18 protein-coding genes are annotated in these 18,259 nt (G+C 56.0%); 13 read left to right on the top strand and 5 right to left on the bottom strand.

The features are described from left to right. Positions 1-15 precede the first annotated feature (15 nt). Positions 16-1,041, top strand: coding sequence for an adenosylcobinamide-phosphate synthase CbiB (cbiB, locus tag LY254_RS05110; RefSeq protein ID WP_247479344.1), 1,026 nt, complete (start codon positions 16-18; stop codon positions 1,039-1,041). Here cbiB and LY254_RS05115 read toward each other — a convergent pair. Further along, positions 1,015-1,698 (bottom strand): sugar transferase, encoded by a 684-nt coding sequence (locus LY254_RS05115; protein ID WP_247479346.1) that lies wholly within the window; start codon positions 1,696-1,698, stop codon positions 1,015-1,017. The two genes, cbiB and LY254_RS05115, sit on opposite strands and share 27 nt — an antisense overlap. 76 nt (positions 1,699-1,774) lie before the next feature. Further along, a complete protein-coding gene (locus LY254_RS05120) occupies positions 1,775-2,971 on the bottom strand; it encodes a glycosyltransferase (RefSeq protein WP_247479347.1) in 1,197 nt (398 codons plus the stop codon). A gap of 116 nt (positions 2,972-3,087) precedes the next feature. Here LY254_RS05120 and LY254_RS05125 point away from each other — a divergent pair, with 116 nt between their 5' ends. From LY254_RS05125 to LY254_RS05180, 12 genes are all read left to right on the top strand, one after another. Then, entirely contained in the window at positions 3,088-3,330 is a 243-nt protein-coding gene (locus LY254_RS05125; RefSeq protein ID WP_247479349.1) for a hypothetical protein, read from the top strand. 289 nt (positions 3,331-3,619) lie between these two features. Continuing rightward, a complete protein-coding gene (locus LY254_RS05130) occupies positions 3,620-4,048 on the top strand; it encodes a hypothetical protein (protein ID WP_247479350.1) in 429 nt (142 codons plus the stop codon). A 73-nt stretch (positions 4,049-4,121) separates the two neighbouring features. Then, positions 4,122-4,637, top strand: a complete 516-nt coding sequence (locus tag LY254_RS05135) for a hypothetical protein (protein ID WP_247479352.1) — start codon at positions 4,122-4,124, stop codon at positions 4,635-4,637. Further along, positions 4,637-5,056 (top strand): Rho termination factor N-terminal domain-containing protein, encoded by a 420-nt coding sequence (locus tag LY254_RS05140; protein WP_247479354.1) that lies wholly within the window; start codon positions 4,637-4,639, stop codon positions 5,054-5,056. The genes LY254_RS05135 and LY254_RS05140 overlap by 1 nt, the downstream gene beginning before the upstream one ends. 55 nt (positions 5,057-5,111) lie before the next feature. Continuing rightward, entirely contained in the window at positions 5,112-6,854 is a 1,743-nt protein-coding gene (locus LY254_RS05145) for a class I SAM-dependent DNA methyltransferase (RefSeq protein WP_247479356.1), read from the top strand. Next, positions 6,851-8,176, top strand: coding sequence for a restriction endonuclease subunit S (locus LY254_RS05150; protein WP_247479358.1), 1,326 nt, complete (start codon positions 6,851-6,853; stop codon positions 8,174-8,176). The genes LY254_RS05145 and LY254_RS05150 overlap by 4 nt, the downstream gene beginning before the upstream one ends. Further along, the gene (locus LY254_RS05155) at positions 8,173-9,111 is read left to right on the top strand and encodes a DUF4268 domain-containing protein (protein WP_247479361.1); all 939 of its coding nucleotides are present in this window, start codon (positions 8,173-8,175) and stop codon (positions 9,109-9,111) included. The genes LY254_RS05150 and LY254_RS05155 overlap by 4 nt, the downstream gene beginning before the upstream one ends. Before the next feature lie 6 nt (positions 9,112-9,117). Continuing rightward, on the top strand, positions 9,118-12,237 hold the full coding sequence (locus LY254_RS05160; protein ID WP_247479364.1) for a type I restriction endonuclease subunit R: 3,120 nt from the start codon (positions 9,118-9,120) through the stop codon (positions 12,235-12,237). Positions 12,238-12,241: 4 nt separating this feature from the next. Beyond that, positions 12,242-12,703 carry a hypothetical protein gene (locus LY254_RS05165; RefSeq protein WP_247479367.1) on the top strand — a complete coding sequence of 154 codons (462 nt, stop codon included), beginning with the start codon at positions 12,242-12,244 and terminating at the stop codon, positions 12,701-12,703. A gap of 43 nt (positions 12,704-12,746) precedes the next feature. Next, complete coding sequence (locus LY254_RS05170; RefSeq protein WP_247479368.1) at positions 12,747-13,538, top strand: hypothetical protein; 792 nt, start codon at positions 12,747-12,749, stop codon at positions 13,536-13,538. A 666-nt stretch (positions 13,539-14,204) separates the two neighbouring features. After that, on the top strand, positions 14,205-14,564 hold the full coding sequence (locus tag LY254_RS05175) for a hypothetical protein (RefSeq protein WP_247479369.1): 360 nt from the start codon (positions 14,205-14,207) through the stop codon (positions 14,562-14,564). Positions 14,565-14,658: 94 nt separating this feature from the next. Continuing rightward, a complete protein-coding gene (locus LY254_RS05180; protein ID WP_247479370.1) occupies positions 14,659-15,261 on the top strand; it encodes a hypothetical protein in 603 nt (200 codons plus the stop codon). 232 nt (positions 15,262-15,493) lie between these two features. Here LY254_RS05180 and LY254_RS05185 read toward each other — a convergent pair whose 3' ends face one another. The 3 genes from LY254_RS05185 to LY254_RS05195 all read right to left on the bottom strand — a co-directional run bounded on the left by LY254_RS05185 (position 15,494) and on the right by LY254_RS05195 (position 18,147). Further along, positions 15,494-16,831 (bottom strand): biotin/lipoyl-containing protein, encoded by a 1,338-nt coding sequence (locus tag LY254_RS05185; RefSeq protein ID WP_247479371.1) that lies wholly within the window; start codon positions 16,829-16,831, stop codon positions 15,494-15,496. Positions 16,832-17,346: 515 nt separating this feature from the next. After that, positions 17,347-17,631, bottom strand: a complete 285-nt coding sequence (locus LY254_RS05190; protein WP_247479372.1) for a hypothetical protein — start codon at positions 17,629-17,631, stop codon at positions 17,347-17,349. Positions 17,632-17,661: 30 nt separating this feature from the next. Continuing rightward, complete coding sequence (locus tag LY254_RS05195; protein ID WP_247479374.1) at positions 17,662-18,147, bottom strand: hypothetical protein; 486 nt, start codon at positions 18,145-18,147, stop codon at positions 17,662-17,664. Between the last annotated feature and the right edge of the window lie 112 nt (positions 18,148-18,259).

Consider the following 18,259-nt stretch of genomic DNA (forward strand, 5'->3'; position numbering starts at 1 on the left):
GGCCGCTCTGCAGCCATGACGCTGCTCGCTTCAGGGGTGGATTCCTTCTCGGGGATCCACCCTTTTTTATTGGTCCTCGCCGCGGCCGGTCTCGACCGACTGGTGGGGGATCCGCGCTGGTGCCTGCACCCGGTTGTGGTGATGGGCTGGTGGATCAGCCGGCTGCGCCAGCTGGCGGAGAGCTGGGCCAAAGGATCCCCGAGGCGCCTGCGGCTGGCGGGCTGTGGCATCACCCTGCTGTTGGTGCTCGGCAGCGGCGGCGCCGGCTGGTGGCTCGAGGAGATCTGCCAGACGCGCTCCTGGACCTGGCCGCTGCTGGTGATCGCGCTGGCCAGCGCCCTGGCCGGCCGCAGCCTGGAGCAGGCGGTGCAGGCCGTCCTGGCGGCGCTCAAAACGTCCACGGAACTCGGGCCAGCGCGAACAGCCTTGGGTTGGATCGTTGGGCGAGACACGACGGAGTTAAGCCGCCAGGAGATCCTGCGAGCCGCCGCGGAGACCGCCAGCGAAAACGCCGTTGATGGGCTGTTCGCGCCGCTGTTCTGGATGTTGATCGGGGCTGCCCTTTGGCCGTATGGGGGGCCTGGCCCGTTGGCGTTCGCCTGGGGGTTCAAAGCCGCCAGCACCCTCGATTCGATGCTCGGCTACCGCCGCGGGAGCCTGCGCTGGCTAGGCACCGCCGGAGCCAGGCTCGATGACCTGCTGGTCTGGCTGCCCTGCCGGCTCGTGGCCCTGAGCTTGCCGCTGGTGCAGGGACGCACCGTCAGACGGACCCTGCCCCTCGCCCAGCTGGCCTTGCAGGAAGGCAGGCCCGATCCCTCACCCAATGCTGGGGTGTCCCAGGCGATCTATGCCCACTGCCTAGGCGTTCAACTGGGTGGGGTCAATCGCTACGGGGAGCGGGAGGCCCAGAAACCGCTTCTGGCAGCGGGAGCTCCGGCCCCCGAGGCCAGTGATGTGGAGCGGCTCCTGGGCCTGAGCCGCCGGCTTGAGGTCCTGTGGTTGGCGGCAGCGCTGTTAGTAGGCGCCGCGGTCCATCGGTAGCAGCACCACTCCAATCGTGCGCAGCACTATGCCTAGATCGAGCCAGAAATTGCGGTTGCGGGCGTAGAAGAGATCAAGCTTGACCCGGGTTTCGTAGGGCAGGTTGTTTCGGCCGGAGACCTGCCAGAGGCCGGTCAGACCCGGGCGGACCGCCAGCACCTCATCCATCGTGCGGCCGTAGCGCTCCAGCTCATCCCAAACGATCGGTCTGGGGCCCACCACGCTCATCTCGCCCTTGAGCACATTGATGAACTGGGGCAGCTCATCGAGGCTGGAGCGACGCAGGAAACGGCCGATGGGCGTGATGCGGGGATCATTCTTGAGCTTGAAATCCCGCTCAAATTCAGCCCGCAGCACCGGATCGGAAGCCAGGACCGATGCCAAAACGCGATCGGCGTCCTTGCGCATTGTGCGGAACTTCAGGCAGCCAAAGCCCTTGTAGCCGCGGCCAATGCGGCGCTGGCAATAGAAGACCGATCCCTTGGAGCTGAGCTTGACCAGCAGGGCCAAGAGCAACAGAAGCGGCGAACCCAGGATCAAGACCAACAGCGAAAAGCTGATGTCACCGACACGCTTGAGGATGCGTCCGCGCTTTGACTGAGCCCTCAGCCAAGAACTGGCCGTGGATTCAGCGGGAATCGAGTCAACGGCGGACAAACGGCGCAGTGATTGGGCAGCTTCCAGCTGTCATTAAAGAAGTCGAGTGTTCGCAGCGACACCCCGCCGCGGTCACTCAAGCCATAGGCACAGGCAAGGCTCGGCTGCGTTCCTGCCGGGTCCGTTGATGGCGGTTCCAGCTCTGCTCAATCACCGCCTCCATCCGCGCGCGGAAACGCAGGGGGCTGAAGCCCTCCGCCCAGCGCCGGAGCCGTTCAGCGGGGAGTTGCTGCCAGAGCCGCCGCTGCTCAAAGATCTCGAGGGCCGCAACGAGCGAGGCCACCTGCTGGTCCGGGAAGAGCAGGCCCGTGGGCTGGCTGTCCCCGCGTTGGATGCAGCGGACCGTATCCAATAGGCCGCCCTGCCCCAAGGCAATCACCGGCGCCCCAGCCGCCATCGCCTCCACCGGAGCGATACCGAAGTCCTCGAGGCCGGCGTAGACATAGGCGCGGCAACGGCTCAACCAAGCGTTGACGTCGTCCTGGGGAAGGCGACCCAACAGGCGAACATTGGGGCCAGCCATGGCCTGCAGGCGAGCGCGCTCAGGCCCATCACCGATCACCACCAAGGGGAGCCCGGTGCGGTTGAAGGCCTCGACCACCAGATCCACACGCTTGTAGGGAACCAGCCGGCACAGGCAGAGGTAGACGTCATCTCGGGGTTGATCCCAACGGAAACGATCAACCTCCACCGGGGGGTGCACCACGGTGGACTCGCGGCCCCAGTAGCGGCGGATGCGCGAGGCCGTAAAGCGGGAGTTCGCCAGCAGCTGATCCGGTCGCTGGCCGCTCAGGACATCCCACTGACGCAGTTGATGCAGCTGCGCGCGAATCAAGGGCCCCAGACCACGCCGGGCCAGGGCGGACTGGCGCAGGTAGGCGTGCATCTGATCCCAGGCGTAGCGCACGGGGGTATGGACATAGCTCAGATGGCACTGATCCGGACCGGTCAGCACACCCTTGGCCACCAGATGGCTGCTGCTGAGCACCAGGGGGTAACCCGTCAGATCGAGCTGCTCAATCGCCATCGGCAGCAGCGGCAGGTACTGCTGAACGTGACTGACCCCAAAGGGCAGGCGCTGAACAAAGGAGCTGGTGATCGAGCGACCGGCGAGCCAACTGCCGCGGCGACGACTCTCCCCATCCACCAGGGCAAACAGTTGGGGCTGCTGCAGCAGGGCATCGAGCTCCTGCACCACCAGCTCAGAGCCGCCCACCGACCGGGGGGTGAACCACTCGTGCACCAGGGCGATCGGCCCAATTCCAGCAAGCATGGGCCGAAGCCTAAGGGCGTTCCCTTGAAGTTTGATTGCCCGTCAGGTCACGAAACCTCTCAGCTGATTGCCGGCGAACGGCGAACTCTGAATGCTGAGAGGACTGTTCCTGAGCCATGGCCATCCGCGAGCTACTGGAAGACGAGCTGAAGGCTCCCTCCATTGGCACAACCGATTGCTTTAGCTGGCACGCCACCTCGGTGGGAATCGCCGCCCTCTGGACCGCCGGTCAGGCGCCGACGCCACCCCCCTATGACAACGCCCTTAAGGAGGGTCTCCAGGTCGGACTCGATCTGAGCCGCGAAGAACGGGAATTTCACCAGGTCAGCCAAGGGCTGGTCCTGGTCTTCCACAGCTGATCGATAACAACGGAGAGGGTGCTCTTCCATTTGGGTTGCAAACAGGACTCCAGAGGACGCTTTGCGACGAAGTTTCCAGACGGGAGTCCGATTCCACCCACACTTCCACCCACACATTTATCGGGACCTCTGAGGACTTTTATGGCCCAATCCAGTGGGCAGCACTAAGGGCACCAACACTTTCATCGCTCCCCCTGACTGCCATCAAGAGACTTGCCCACGCCGTTTGAGTTGGCTCTGCGGCCATATCAGCGGCACATTGATAGAGGACCTGCGCGGCATCAGGGGCATGCAGCTCCTCCTGAGAAGACTTGTAGTCCTGCTGGGCTGCTGCCTGCTGGCCTTTGGGTCCGCCTATCGGCTTGAGGCAGCTTCCAGCGGCACTGGAGGAGCTGATCTGAGCCCGATTGAGTACTCCATCCTCAAAAACTTCTCAGCTGAGTTCTGTGAGGCCGTTGAGGACGGGGTATCCGTGCCCAGCGCCTACGAAGTCGCGATGCAGGCGGCTCTTTGGAAATCCGCTGGAAGCATCGTTGGTTACGTGCTGGGAAGCATTGGACAGGAGAGCGACCAGGCAGAGGCAGACGCCCCATCAACCACCGACGATCAGTTCCAGGAGATGGTCCTCAAGAAGACTCATAAGTGCCTCACCACCGCTCAGAGCGAGGAGCTGAGGATGGTCATGGCCGAGCAGTGGAATCCGCAAGAAACCGGCTAACCGACTGCAGTAACTGGCTTTTCGATGCAGATCACTGGGTTGAAATAGCCTTTAAGAAGCCAACGCAGCAGGTATGACCTCCTCTCCCTCAGCACCCAAAGAGGCGAAGACAGGAGCCGGCCGCTTTCCCCTGGTCCACAAGCTCGTTCAGTTCGCCGACCTGCGGCGGTACTACGCAGAAATGCGGGAGGCACTAAAGGCCTCTAACCGGCAAGCAGGTGCCTACAAGGGCTGGGTCACCCGCTGGAAGAACAAATACGAGGGAGTCGAACTCGAGAAGAAGCGACTCGAGGTCGAGATCGAAAGTCACCTCCACGACAAGAAGGTCCTGTCTGATCAGCTCCAAAAGATCAGTACGGACTACCAAGCAATGGGCAACACCCTGGCCAAGCTCGAGCATTTCGAAAATGCGATCAACGAGCTGCGCCGCCTAAAGCTGATTGCTGACGAACAGGGCCTCACAGCCGGCTACTGGTCTGCCAATGCCCAGAGCGACCTACGGGCCGGTGTGGACGACTTCCTAGAGGCTGTCGACGAAATCATGGACGACGACTGGGTCGCACCAGAGCAGCCCTCCTCTGACGCGTAGTGGCTAAGAGGCCTCTATCGGAGCAGTTTCGCGAGCAACTGCAGGAGCTGGGCTCGAGCCTTGCTGCTCACACCCGTTCACTCGAGCAGCACTTCGAGACCCAAGAGGCCTTCCTGACGCTTCGGCATCAGGAGCTGGAGGAAGCCCAACAGGCATTGCCAGGGTCTGAGGAAGCCCTGGAAAACCTCGAAACAGCACTTGCCCCCCTGGTCAATGGCGACTTGGGATCCATGACCATCCCAGAGCTAAGGAAGCTTTGCTCCAAGGCTGGGCTGAGCGGCTACTACAAGTTCAAGAAGGGCGAGCTGGTCGCGTTCATGCAGGCCAAGGAGATTGCAGCCCCACCGCTACCCGTGAAGAAGCTCAAGAAGGACCAGCTGGTGGCAATTGTGGAAGCCCTTCTTGCAGCTCGTACATAGGCACCTGCTTTAGCCACGCAACCACTGCAGGATGGGATCAGGACCATCCCCTGCCTTGGCCGACACCAACCTCTCAGCCTTTATCTGGTCAGTCGCTGACCTGCTGCGCGGCGACTACAAGCAGAGCGATTACGGCAAGGTCATCCTTCCCTTCACGGTCCTGAGGCGCCTTGACTGCGTTCTTGAGCCGACCAAAGCGGCAGTCCTGGAGGAGAAGGCCCTTAGGGAAGGGCAGGGACTGGATCCAGAACCATTCCTCCTCCGCAAGGCAGGACTGAACTTCTGCAATACCTCGCCGCTCGACATGAAGCGGCTGATGGGCGACGGGGACAACATCGGCGAGAACCTCCGCACCTACATCCAGGCCTTCACCCCAGCGGTACGGGACATCTTCGAGAGCTTCGAGTTCCACCTCCAGGTGGACCGCCTCGAGAAAGCCAACCTCCTCTACCTCGTCACCGAGAAGTTCTCCCAGATCGACCTGCACCCAGAACGGGTCAGCAACGCGGAGATGGGTCTGGTCTTCGAAGAGCTGATCCGGAAGTTCGCGGAACTCTCCAACGAGACAGCAGGGGAACACTTCACGCCGCGTGAGGTGATCCGCCTGATGGTGAACCTGATCTTCATCGAAGACGACGACGCCCTCACCCAACCCGGCATCGTCCGCAGCCTCTACGACCCAGCCTCTGGAACGGGAGGAATGCTGAGCGTGGCGGAGGAGCACCTCGTCCACCACAACCCCTCAGCTCGCCTGGTGCTCAGTGGTCAAGAACTGAACCCCGAGTCCTACGCCATCTGTAAGGCGGACATGCTGATCAAGGGGCAGGACATCAACAGCATCTGCTTCGGCAACACCCTCTCGGACGACCAGCTCTCAGAGGAGAAGTACGACTACATGCTCTCCAACCCACCTTTTGGCGTGGAGTGGAAAAAGATCCAGAAGGAGATCCAGGCTGAGCACCAAGCCATGGGCTTCGCTGGGCGCTTTGGGCCAGGGCTCCCGAGGGTCAGCGATGGCTCACTGCTGTTCCTGTTGCACCTGATCAGCAAGATGCGGCCTGCCCAAGAAGGTGGCTGCAGGTTCGGCATCGTCCTGAACGGTTCGCCCCTCTTCACGGGAGGCGCTGGATCAGGTGAAAGCGAGATCCGTCGCTACGTGCTGGAGAACGACCTGCTGGAGGCGATCATCGCCCTACCAACAGACATGTTCTACAACACAGGAATCAGCACCTACATCTGGATCCTGAGCAACAAGAAACCTTCTGAGCGGAAGGGGAAGGTTCAGCTGATTGATGGGAGCGGTTCGTTTCAAAGAATGCGGAAGAGCTTGGGTAGCAAACGCAAGGAGTTGAGCACGGAGCACATTGCGGAGATCACGAAACTATTCGGCGACTTTGAGGAGGCCGAGCAGGACGGCAAGCCCATCAGCAAGATCTTCCGAAACGAAGACTTCGGCTACCGAACCATCACGGTGGAGCGGCCGCTACGTGACGAAGCAGGCAGTGTTGTGCTGGGGCAGAGGGGCAAAACGAAAGGGAAGCCCCAGGCCGACAGCAGCTTGAGGGACACGGAGAATGTGCCTCTGTCGGAAGAAGTTGAGGATTACTTCGAACGAGAGGTGCTGCCGCATGTGCCTGACGCATGGATTGACCACGACAAGACCAAGACTGGCTTCGAGATTCCGTTCAACCGGCACTTCTACGTGTTCACTCCCTCAAGACCACTGGAGGAGATTGACGCAGAGCTGAAGCAAGTGACAAACAGGATTCTGGAAATGATTGGAGGGCTATCGTCATGAGCTTTCCGAAGCGTAACCGCGGGAAGGCTATCCAGACACCCTGGTTCAGCGAAATACCGGAAGAGTGGGAGACCAAGCCAATCAAAGCGGCCCTCACGGCTGTAAGCCGACCAGTCGGGGACTCCTGGAGTGACACCACTCTTCTCTCGTTGACACAGTCTGGGATTATTCCGCGAGATATTGAATCAGGAAAGGGCAAGTTTCCCACGGACTTCTCCAGCTATCAGCATGTCAAGCCTGATGACCTTATCTTTTGCCTGTTTGACATTGACGAGACCCCTCGCGCCGTAGGCCTCTCTAAGCTGGATGGCATGGTTACGGGAGCGTATAGCGTTTTCGAGGCAAATAAAGGCAACTCCCCAGGCTACCTAAGCTACTTTTTTCACTGGATTGACGATGGCAAGCTTCTTAGGCCTTACTACACAGGCCTCAGAAAGGTTGTAAGGCCCCAAACATTTGGAGCCATAAATATCCCCTTGCCTCCTTTTTCCGAGCAAGGGCAGATTGCAAATTTTCTCGACCGCGAAACCGCGAAGATTGACGCCCTTATTGCCGAGCAGCAACGCCTGATAGAGCTACTGCAAGAGAAGCGGCAGGCGGTCATCTCCCATGCGGTGACCAAGGGGCTGAACCCGAATGCACCGATGAAGGACTCGGGAGTGGAGTGGCTGGGAGAGGTGCCGGAGCATTGGGAGGTCAAACCAATGCGCTACACGCATACCAAAAAGAGTGGCGGAACACCGTCCAAGTCGGAAGAACGCTACTGGCTAGGCGGTGAAATCCCTTGGGCATCTTCAAAAGACCTGAAGCAGGAGAAGATTGACGACACAATTGACCACATAACTGACGCGGCAGTCTCGGAAGGAGCAGCCGAACTTCGTCCAGCTGGGATGGTACTGATATGCGTCAGAGGGATGATTCTTGCTCACACCCTCCCAGTAAGCATATCCACAGTCCCGATGTCAATCAATCAGGACCTTAAAGCGCTTATCCCTTGCGAGGGAGTAAGTGTTGAGTACTTAGCCGCAATGCTAAGAGGTGCATCCAAAGAAATTTTAGCAAGGGTAGATGAAGCCGCTCACGGCACAAAGGTACTTCGCATGAATGACTTCGATTCCTTTGTCGTTGCGATTCCCCCTTTAGAGGAGCAAGAAGAAATCATCCAATTCATCAACCAAGAGTTGGATGCCATTGCAGCTCTTCAAGCAAGCAGCATCAAGAGCACTCATTTACTAATTGAACGCCGCTCGGCCCTCATCTCCGCCGCTGTAACCGGCCAAATAGATGTCCGAGGACTGGCAACGGAGGAGGAGGTGGCATGAGCACTCCCATCGGGAAACTCCAGAGAGTTCATCTGCGTGAGGTCTGGCGCCATGAGGCCTACGACTTCACCCAGTGGCTACAGGAAAACATCGAGATCCTCAACGAGTCCCTGGACCTCGAACTGGTGTCAGCTGAACGCGAACAAGCGGCTGGTTCCTTCAGCATCGACATCGTCGCTGAGAGTAGTGACGGCGATACCTACGTGATTGAAAACCAGCTGGAGAAAAGCAACCACGACCACTTGGGGAAGGTCATCACATACCTCACAGCCATGAAGGCTCGTGGTGCCATCTGGATCGTCTCTGAACCGCGGCAAGAGCACGTCAATGCAATGGCCTGGCTCAACGAAGCCAGTAGTGCTGACTTCTACCTCGTAAAGGTCGAGGCTGTTCGCATTGGCGACTCACCCGCAGCACCGCTACTCACGTTGATCGTTGGACCATCGGCAGAAGCGAAGGAAGCAGGCCGTGCCAAGCAGGAGATGGCAGAGCGCTACGACATCCGTAAGCAGTGGTGGTCCCAGCTCGTCCAGCTACCTGGGGCCAAGCTTCATGCCCACATCACTCCTGGCCAATACGCCTGGATCGGGACCTCGAGTGGAGTGCGTGGACTCAACCTCAACTACGTGGTCACCAAGACCGAGTCAGGCGTTGAGCTGTACATCGACCGCGGCAAGGACTGCGAGGAAGAAAACGAAGCCATCTTTGATCAGCTCCTGGAGTCGAAAGACAAGGTCCAAGCTGCTGTGAAGTTCCCTTTGAGCTGGCAACGGCTCGATGGCAGAAGGGCATGCAGGATTCGCATAGACCTCCCAGGCGGCTACAGGTCTCCAGACTCCGAATGGCCTGAGATCCAGCAACGGATGACAGACGCTATGACTCAGTTGGAAGCGGCCTTCAAACCCGTGCTCAGAGGCCTCAAGCTCGGGAGCTAACCAGCAATGGCACTGCATAACGAGATCGAGTTCGAAAAGGAGATCTGCGAGTACCTAGGCAGTAACGGCTGGCTGTACCAAGAAGGTGTCGCTGATGACTACGACCGCAAGCTCGCGCTCTATCCCCCTGATCTCTTCTCCTGGCTCGAGTCATCGCAAGAAGAGGCCTGGCAGACCTATCGGCAGAAGAACGGCTCCAAAGCAGAAGCCCAACTGCTGCAACGCATTCGCGATCAGCTCAACCAGCTCGGAACGCTGGATCTCCTGCGCCAGGGGATCGAAGTCATTGGCCTCTCCAAGCCCCTAAAGCTGGCGGAGTTCAAACCCGCCCTTGGGCTGAACCAAGAAATCCTTTCCCGCTACAACGCCAACCGGCTGCGCGTCATCCGCCAGGTCCGCTACTCACTCCACAACCAGAACAGCATCGACCTGGTGCTCTTCCTCAATGGAATCCCTATTGCCACCGTCGAACTCAAGACCGACAACACTCAGTCCATCGCCGATGCGATCTGGCAGTACAAGGACGACCGCAACCCCAAACCACCAGGCCAAACCCCAGAGCCGCTGCTGACCTTCGCTAGCGGTGCGCTCGTGCATTTCGCGGTCAGCACGCGAGAGGTGGAGATGACCACCAAGCTGTCTGGACGAGCAACACGCTTTCTTCCCTTCAACCGCGGATCGGATCCAGGCGGGAACAACTGCGGTAAGGGGAACCCGACTCCAGCAGACGACTACCCGACGGCCTACCTCTGGAAGGAAGTCTGGGAACGCGAAAGCCTGCTTGAAATCCTGGGTCGCTACTGCATCGCCGAGCGCGACAAGAAAAAGCAAATCTCCCGGATCCTCTTCCCCCGCTATCACCAGCTGATCGTCACGCGCCTGCTGCAACGGGCTGTTCTTCAGGAGGGACCAGGGCAGAAGTATTTGATCCAGCACTCCGCTGGTTCAGGCAAAACCAACTCCATCGCCTGGACTGCTCACTTCTTCTCAGAACTGCACGACGCCAACGACGAGAAAGTCTTTGATTCCGTCCTGGTGGTCAGCGACCGCAACGTGATCGACACCCAGCTCCAAGAAGCGTTGGAGTCCTTCCAGCGCCGTAAGGGAGTCGTCGCCTCCATCACCAGTGACGAGGGAAGCAAAAGCGCCAAGTTGGCGGCAGCCTTGAGCGGCGACAAGAAGGTGGTCGTCTGCACAATCCAAACCTTCCCCTATGCCCTTGAGGCAGTCAGGGAGCTTGCAGCGACAGGCGGAAAGCGATTCGCCGTCATCGCCGATGAAGCGCACAGCTCGCAAACGGGGGAGGCGGCAACCAAGCTCAAGCAAGTCCTCAGCTCGTCTGAAGTGGGGGATCTGGAGGATGGGGGAGAGGTGGATGTTGAAACCATCCTCCAAGCCCAAATGGCTGATCGCGCCAAGGAAAGCGGGATCACCTACGTCGCCTTTACCGCCACACCCAAGGCGAAAACGATGGAGCTGTTTGGCAGAAGGCCGAACCCATCGGAGCCTGCGGGCGAAGGGAATCTGCCGGAGCCGTTCCATGTTTATTCGATGCGGCAGGCCATCGAAGAAGGCTTCATCCTCGACGTTCTGCAGAACTACACCTCCTACAAGCTGGCTTTCCGTTTGGCTCAAGACGGCCAAGCCATCTCAGACGAAGAAGTCGAACGCAGCTCTGCACTCAAAAAGCTGATGGGCTGGGTGAAGCTCCACCCCCACAACATCGCTCAGAAGGTTCAGATCGTTGTCGAGCACTACCGCCAGTTCGTCTGGCCGCTGCTGGATGACAAGGCCAAGGCCATGGTCGTGGTGGGCTCCAGGAAAGAAGCTGTGCGCTGGAAGCTGGCGATTGATCAGTACATCGCCAAGCAGGGCTATCCCATCGGAACACTGGTTGCCTTCAGCGGCGAGGTCAACGACAAGGAGTCAGGACCTGAGCCGTTCACTGAACGCAGCGCCAACCTCAACCCGGGGCTGAAAGGAGATATCCGGGAGGCCTTCAAAGGTGATGACCGCCAGATCCTTCTGGTGGCTAACAAGTTCCAAACAGGCTTCGATCAACCGCTCCTCTGCGGCATGTACGTCGACCGCAGGCTGGCTGGGATCCAAGCAGTGCAGACCCTCTCGAGGCTGAACCGCTGCTACGACAACAAGACCACAACCTACGTGGTGGACTTCGCCAATGAACCCAGCGAGATCCTGGAAGCCTTCCAGACCTACTACCAAACGGCGCAGCTCTCAGAAGCCACCGATCCAAACCTGATCCTGGATCTGAAGACCAAGCTGGATGCCCAGAACCATTACGACGAGTACGAAATCGACCGCGTGGTGAAGGTGCTGCTGGATGCAAACGCAAAGCAGAGCCAGCTAATCAGTGCATTGGAGCCAGTCGCGCAGAGGCTGATGAACACCTACAAGGAAGCCCGTCAAAAGCTGAGAAATGCCGAGGACTGCAACGATGCCGATGGCACCAAAGAAGCCAAGGAAGAACTGGAAGCACTGACCCTCTTCCGCAGGGACATGGGGACCTACGTGCGCTTCTACACGTTCCTCTCCCAGATCTTTGACTACGGCAACTCGTCCCTTGAGAAGCGGGCGCTCTTCTACAAGAGGCTGCTGCCTCTGCTGGAGTTCGAGCGGGAGGTCAACACCGTTGATCTCTCCAAGGTGGTCCTCACCCACCACCATCTCCGCAACCTGGGCCAACGGGACTTAGCCCTCGGCGGAACCAAGCCCTTGCCCCCTTCCAAACCAGGAGAAGGGTCTGTTCAAGAGAAGGAAAAGGCGCTGCTCTCTCAGATCATCTCCAAGCTGAACGACCTGTTCCAGGGAGAACTCACCGACGAAGACAAGATCACCTACGTCGGCACCGTTATCAAAAACAAGCTGCTCAACTCCGAAAAGCTCCAGCGCCAGGCAGCAAGCAACACCAAGGAGCAGTTCAGCAGTTCACCGGACTTGATGCCGGAGCAGCTGGATGCGGTGATCAGCAGCCTCGACGCTCATCAGTCCATGAGTGCCCAGGTCGTCAACGACCAAACCCTGCAACGTCGAATGCTGGAACTCCTCCTCAACAACTTCAACCTCTACGAAGACCTCAAGGCCAGGGCAGGGCAAGCATCCTGAAGCAATGAGCCACGGAAGCGTTGGATACGGATGGAAGTGGAACTCCGCTAGGAAGTCTTTCTCAAGGGTTGCAGGTTGCTTCGCAATCGGTACATGCCTCAGCTGCGGAGTTGCTCTCGATCAGGGACTAAGCGAACCGTTGGCAATACGAAACTGCTATGCGGCAATTCGCGATGGGAAGTACAAGTCGACAAAGGACTGCAGCGAATACGCGAGGTTCCATTTGGCGCTATACACAGAAATCGATCAGAGCACTCCTTATCGCGCAGCCTGCGGCTTCTCGCAACACAGACTGGACTACGTAAGGAGCATGCACCCCAAAGAAAAGAATCTGGTTAGCGAAGCAGAGAAGCTAAGAGACGAGGACTGCCTCGGGATCTTCAAAAGAGAAGAATTACAGACGGGGCAGAGGCCAGAAGGAATGAAAGGAGAAGCCAGGAGGGGAGAAGAGGATAAAGACGAGTAGCCAAGATCCAGCCATGCCTCAAAGACCACAAAGAACAAAAAGGATGACTTCCGACGCAGAGATCAGAGAGCACAACGAGAAGGTTAGAGTGAAGTTTCGATCACTACTAGAAGTTTTAGTCCTCGAAGACGGCTCACCTCTTGAAGCAAGAGACGAGAGCAATCAAGAAGAAACAAGAAAACTTTTCAAGGAAGAAGGCAAGAGCGACTTTGAACACCAATCCTGGAGAGAGACCGAGATGCTGCCTGAGATGATCAGGCTGCACATAAACAAATATCTAAAACTCAACCCCGCGGAAAGACACGCTTTCTACACCGGTTTAGGCCAGAGTCTCAGCTTCGAAGAAAAGATGAGATTTGAGGAAGACGTCGATGCAGACGGTCTGAGCGACAGTGAACGGTTGAAAGGCAGAAGGCTTATCGCTCCCACACACTCCCGACGGCAACTCGAGACCTGGGCAGCCGAGATTTTTTTAACGCGGGAGAAGAAGAGTCACACCAGACAAAAAGCAGGCAACGACCCGACTCCAGCAGGAAACAGGAATCCGGAACTCAATTACGAGGAACTGATGAATAAGGCTGTAATCGTGAAAGGCACCCGCGAGGAGAAACGCATGAATACCAGAGGGACAGCAAACAAAGCCATAAACAGAGCCCTCAAAGGAAAGAACAAATCAGATCTCCCAATCAAGATTCAGAACTGCGGCAACCTAGACAAATACGAGATAAGCAGTCTTGGCGAGCCAAAGCCATGTGGAACGAATGGTGAAATGCAGATATCTCCAACAGATTGCTTGTACCGAAAGATTTCCAGCAAGCCCCAGGATCAAGACTGAATCAGCGAAACGCTTGTTTTGATTGCGACTGGCTGAGCACCGTTCAGCCAGCGAAGAGCAGACACCGGATTAACGAGATAGCGCTTGCGCTGAGAAGAGGATGAAGACCGATCCATAAAATCAATCCCAGGCCGCAAGACCCCAGACTTGATCTGTGCAACCAACCAGTCTCTTCCACAGTGGAGGTGGCGGACGGCCTCGTTGATTGGAACAAAACGGTCTGGGACTTTCTGCTGCGAGAGCCTTGAGACATCCGACTGAAGACGATCAAGCCTCTTTGTGATGTCAGACAAAGCTGCAGCAACCCTTGAAGACGAATCCATATAAACAAGACTTTCTCCTACTAATTAATTCTAAATCAGTTAATCCACAGAAAGATAGGAGCGCTGCGCTCGTAGAAGTCTGAAGTCAGACATGCTGGCAGCGAAGAAGGAAGTTTCTATAGAAGGCCAAAAAGAGCACAGCGGCACCTGAGACATCTCCAACACCTTGCCCGATCAGGAAGGTGGAAAGAAAAAAAAGAAAGGGGGGGGTTAGTGAATTAATTGCGTTCATAAAAGAAGTCTTGATGAATAAAGCATTCATGTGCTCTTGGCTCCATGGCGGCCTTCGCCATAGATAAGTCCAAGGCCATTGCCTATCGGCACAACCAATCTCATTACAACCATGAAACTACTTACCGCAATCAGCGCTCTACTCCCCCAAGTACATGCCTTCCTCGATGAAGAAGGTTTCTACCAACTGGGGGCCACGTGGATCGCCGCAGATGGCCTACGCGAACAACACAATCTGGAGATGCGCTACACGCACAACTCTGAACGTCTTGCGTTGCAGGGAGAACCAATGCCAAATGGCAGTTGGCGATACGTCTCAGCCAATGGACGTGCACACACCATCTCCGCGAAGCGAGCCAGGGAGTTTATGGAAACAACCCACCGTCACGCAACGGTGATGGTGGGAATGCTGGATCGCCTCAAGGAAGCAGGTATCGCAGCTCCCACCTTTGAAGCAGAGCCAAATCTCTGAGGCACTGCCTTAGCAAGAAACACCAGACGAACTTCTGCATTGCGCTTGCGGGTGCAGAGGTTCCTGATACCAAACCCATTTAAAACTTCCGAACATGAACATGATCACCAACATCTCGACCAGCGGAGCTGCTGGACCAATCACGCCAAACCTGATCACACCTGCGATGTTGGGGTGGCGCCACCCGCGAAAGGTGGCGTACATCCATCGCCATCCACAGCTCAATGACCACTGCTTGTACTTCTGGGACCACCAGGAGAACATCCCAGTGCCCACGGACTCCCAGGATCTGAGCTTCCTGCTGGAAGACATCTACGTTGAGGAGCGCGGGCAATTCAAAGCCAACAAGCTGATTATTGACGCCGACTTGGGACTCGATGGCCGACTGCGATTAGTCGTTGGGTTTTCCACTGCCTGCGCCACAACCTTGATGGCATCGCTTTCAGCACTCTCACCAGCGCTGCTGAATGGTCCACTGGCCCTCAGACTCCGGGCCGGCAGTAGTCAGGGTGTAGTCCTACCAGCGATCTACATCGATAACGAATGGATTGATGGCCGCCCACTCTCTCGTGATGACAAAGGAAATGCACTCCCGCCAATCGATCTCCTAACTGAGGTTCAGACCCTGCTACGACACGGCATGGAAGTAGAGATGCTTCCGCATCAAATACGTAAAGCCCAGCGGAGCATCCCTTGATTCGGCAATAGCCAACGTCCTTAAGAGCAACTCAGGGGGCAGCTTGAAAAGAATGCTTAAACAGTGACTAGTCCGGAGTGGAAGAGTCATCAAAACCAGCCAACTCGGTGAGCAAACGATTAAGGACTGCATTTCTGGAACGCAGCCCAAGCTCAACTCGAATATCTTCAATCCACTCAATGAGACGGGGCTCGAGAGAAACGGTGACCTTAACGAGATCCTGCTCCACGATTCAGAAAACGAAACCAGGAGGAACTATAAAGTCCATATAATAATAATCAAGTGGGTCGTCTTGGTATCGGAAGACCTTTTTCTGAGAAGCCTCAACATCATGACCTGAAATGGTCAACTTGATATCAGTTGTCAAGCTATGAGCTGGAGCGTGAAAGTGCGAATAACGCCGAAGTAGCTTAATCGAATCATAATTAGGTTGCTGCCTTTCTATACCAGCCGCAAACGGCCGATAAAAGTATGAGTTGGAATCAATTTTGAAGACTTGAAGAGGTAGGACACGTTGCCCCTGCGTGACCAGGGCTGGCAAGAGCCGGAAGTAGATATTGCCATCATCTCTCTTCATCCTTGAGAATATAAGTCGACGAAGCCTAGGTGCCATAACTTGCGCTCTAGACCAGGATAAGAAGGAATGTTCATCCTGATAGAAGAGCAGATGAGGGTCTGGCAAAAACTCCTCAACTCTTTTCCCGCGGTCCGTTTCAATTCGCCCCATATTTCTTCCGAAAAACGGGGCGAATGGATTCATAGTAAAAACACCAAGCAAGGAGCCGACGATGGTTCCAAGGCGGGCATTTTCTTTGGCCAACAAATCCTTTTTATCTCCAACTTCGGCCAAAGTAAAGCGATGCATCTCCTTGACAAGCCTTGAATACATATCCTCATCAAAACACGGGAGACTTAAGACATCATCATTAAGTCCGGAGTCAACAATCAAAGGAAGGTCATTAAAGAATGACTGAAAAGAGATCTCTGGATTAGCAAGTGCAAACTTCAAATCAGCCTCATGAGAGCCAGTGGGAGTAAAACCCGCAGGAATGGATGCTAAAGACGCAGAGAAAACAGGCAGTACACCAGCAACTGGCGCCAAAGAACCATTGGCAACGGCTTTAGCAGTTGTGATATTTGCTGAGCAAGCTGCAGATGAGGATGTTATCTCCGATTGATTACGTGAAAGAGTTGTATCAGAAGTTGAGAGTGGAGAACCTGAAATGCGTAACTTCGCGACAACTTGTCCAGAAACAACCCAGGAGTCTTTTGGACAGAGGATGGACTCCAAGGTTCCATCAAATGAAGATCTGACAAAGATTCGTTGACCAGCCCAATCAACGGAAAAGACGGCATCTCCCTTTTTAACCGAAGCACCTTCGAATGCGATCCAAGAAGAGATAAAGCCCGTATATGTTATATCGTGCACCTTTGGCATTTTGACATCCAACAATCCGCCAGAGTCGGCGCCCTCCTGATTACTTGAAGTGCGCGCAGAATAAGCCTGCAAAATAGACTTCGGATGCCGCTTTTCTTGATACTGATAACGCAGAAAAGGAGAGGACCCCACGGTAAAGTCGCATTTCAGCCTGACAATGCTGTCAAAGTTGCACAAGGTATTTAAAAAGTCGCTAGGTATAGCGACTGATGCACACTTTATGTATGTAAGGATGGAAAGACAAAAGTCTTTCGCAAGCGGGTCGGAGTTTCTTTGCCACTCCAGAAGACAGATTTGTGCAATATTCGCCCATATTTCACATGCCTGAAAATGAGGACGAGTGCAAAACATCCTCACAACTGATCCGTCCGCAAGAACTAAGTGCAGGAATTCTTCTTCAACAGCTAGTGAATCAAGATCCTGATAACCCCACCCTAGGGCCTCAGAATTTGCACCATCATTAAGGCCAAGAAGGAAACCTGAGTCAGTAAGACTTAGTTTTATTCTAAGGCCCTTAGAATTCAGAAACTTTCGGAGAGCAGACTCAGAAGATGCGCGAAAAATGCGACCCCCAAACGTAGGCTCATATTCATAGATAACCCGTACATCATCCACGAGCAAATACGAAGATGTTCAGGAAATATGGACTAGAGATAAGAATTGGCTATCTCACTATCCAGCTGCAAGTCCAACTGATCATGCAAGAAGTCTCCATTCGTATATGCTCCATCCTCAACTACTGATTGAGCTACTTTTGCCTCTAGGATTTGGTGCTCGACATCGCTTAAAGAACCATCTGTAGTTAGTGCCATACTCGCTGCAAGATCAGCAGTCATCGCCGCATCCGCGATGACTGAGTGGGTCAGCTCTTCGCCAGCTATAACATGGCCCATCAGCTGGCCACCAAAGACAGCATCAGCAAGGTCACTCATACCCAAGTCTCAGCTTCGGACCAGACTACCTCAGTTCTGGAGTGCGGGCCGAAATCGGCCCAATGCAATTCCTGCATCAAAGGCCAAAGTCCGTAGCTCCTGCCTTTGATCGTCAGACAGGCCGTCCCAGAACGCATCGAAGAGATCCAAGGTCGCTTTACCTGTTCCGACCAGGCCTAGGACTGAAAGCGGGAATGCCATCCAGGGAAATACGAGCAAAACCACCGCGAGGACAGCGCTGACAGCTGCTCCTTCCTTTACTGAAGCCCATACAGTCTGAGCGACCAGCTTGATTTGGATGGTTCTGCTCAATTCCCCTCTGCGGCGCATGGCCTCTGTACGAAGACCGGTTAAGAGGGCTTGGTAGATGGCATAGACCGCCATGCCACCAAGGGTGGATTCACCTAAAAACTCAGTTGCCGGAACGGGTCCAATGCTTCCGTTGACGTTAATAGAGGCCAGGCCCGCGAGTGGTGCAACCTCAAATCCCGCTTTGGGTATCTGAAACGGATCCATGGATCGCATAAGTCATGCCACCAGTGGTAGCAGGCTAGCCAGTTGTGGAGGGGGAGCCAGCTTCCCTTATGGGAAGTCCTGCGCTGGTATGGATCTAAGCGGCAATAGAGGG

The organism is Synechococcus sp. NB0720_010 (assembly GCF_023078835.1).
Classification (GTDB): domain Bacteria; phylum Cyanobacteriota; class Cyanobacteriia; order PCC-6307; family Cyanobiaceae; genus Vulcanococcus.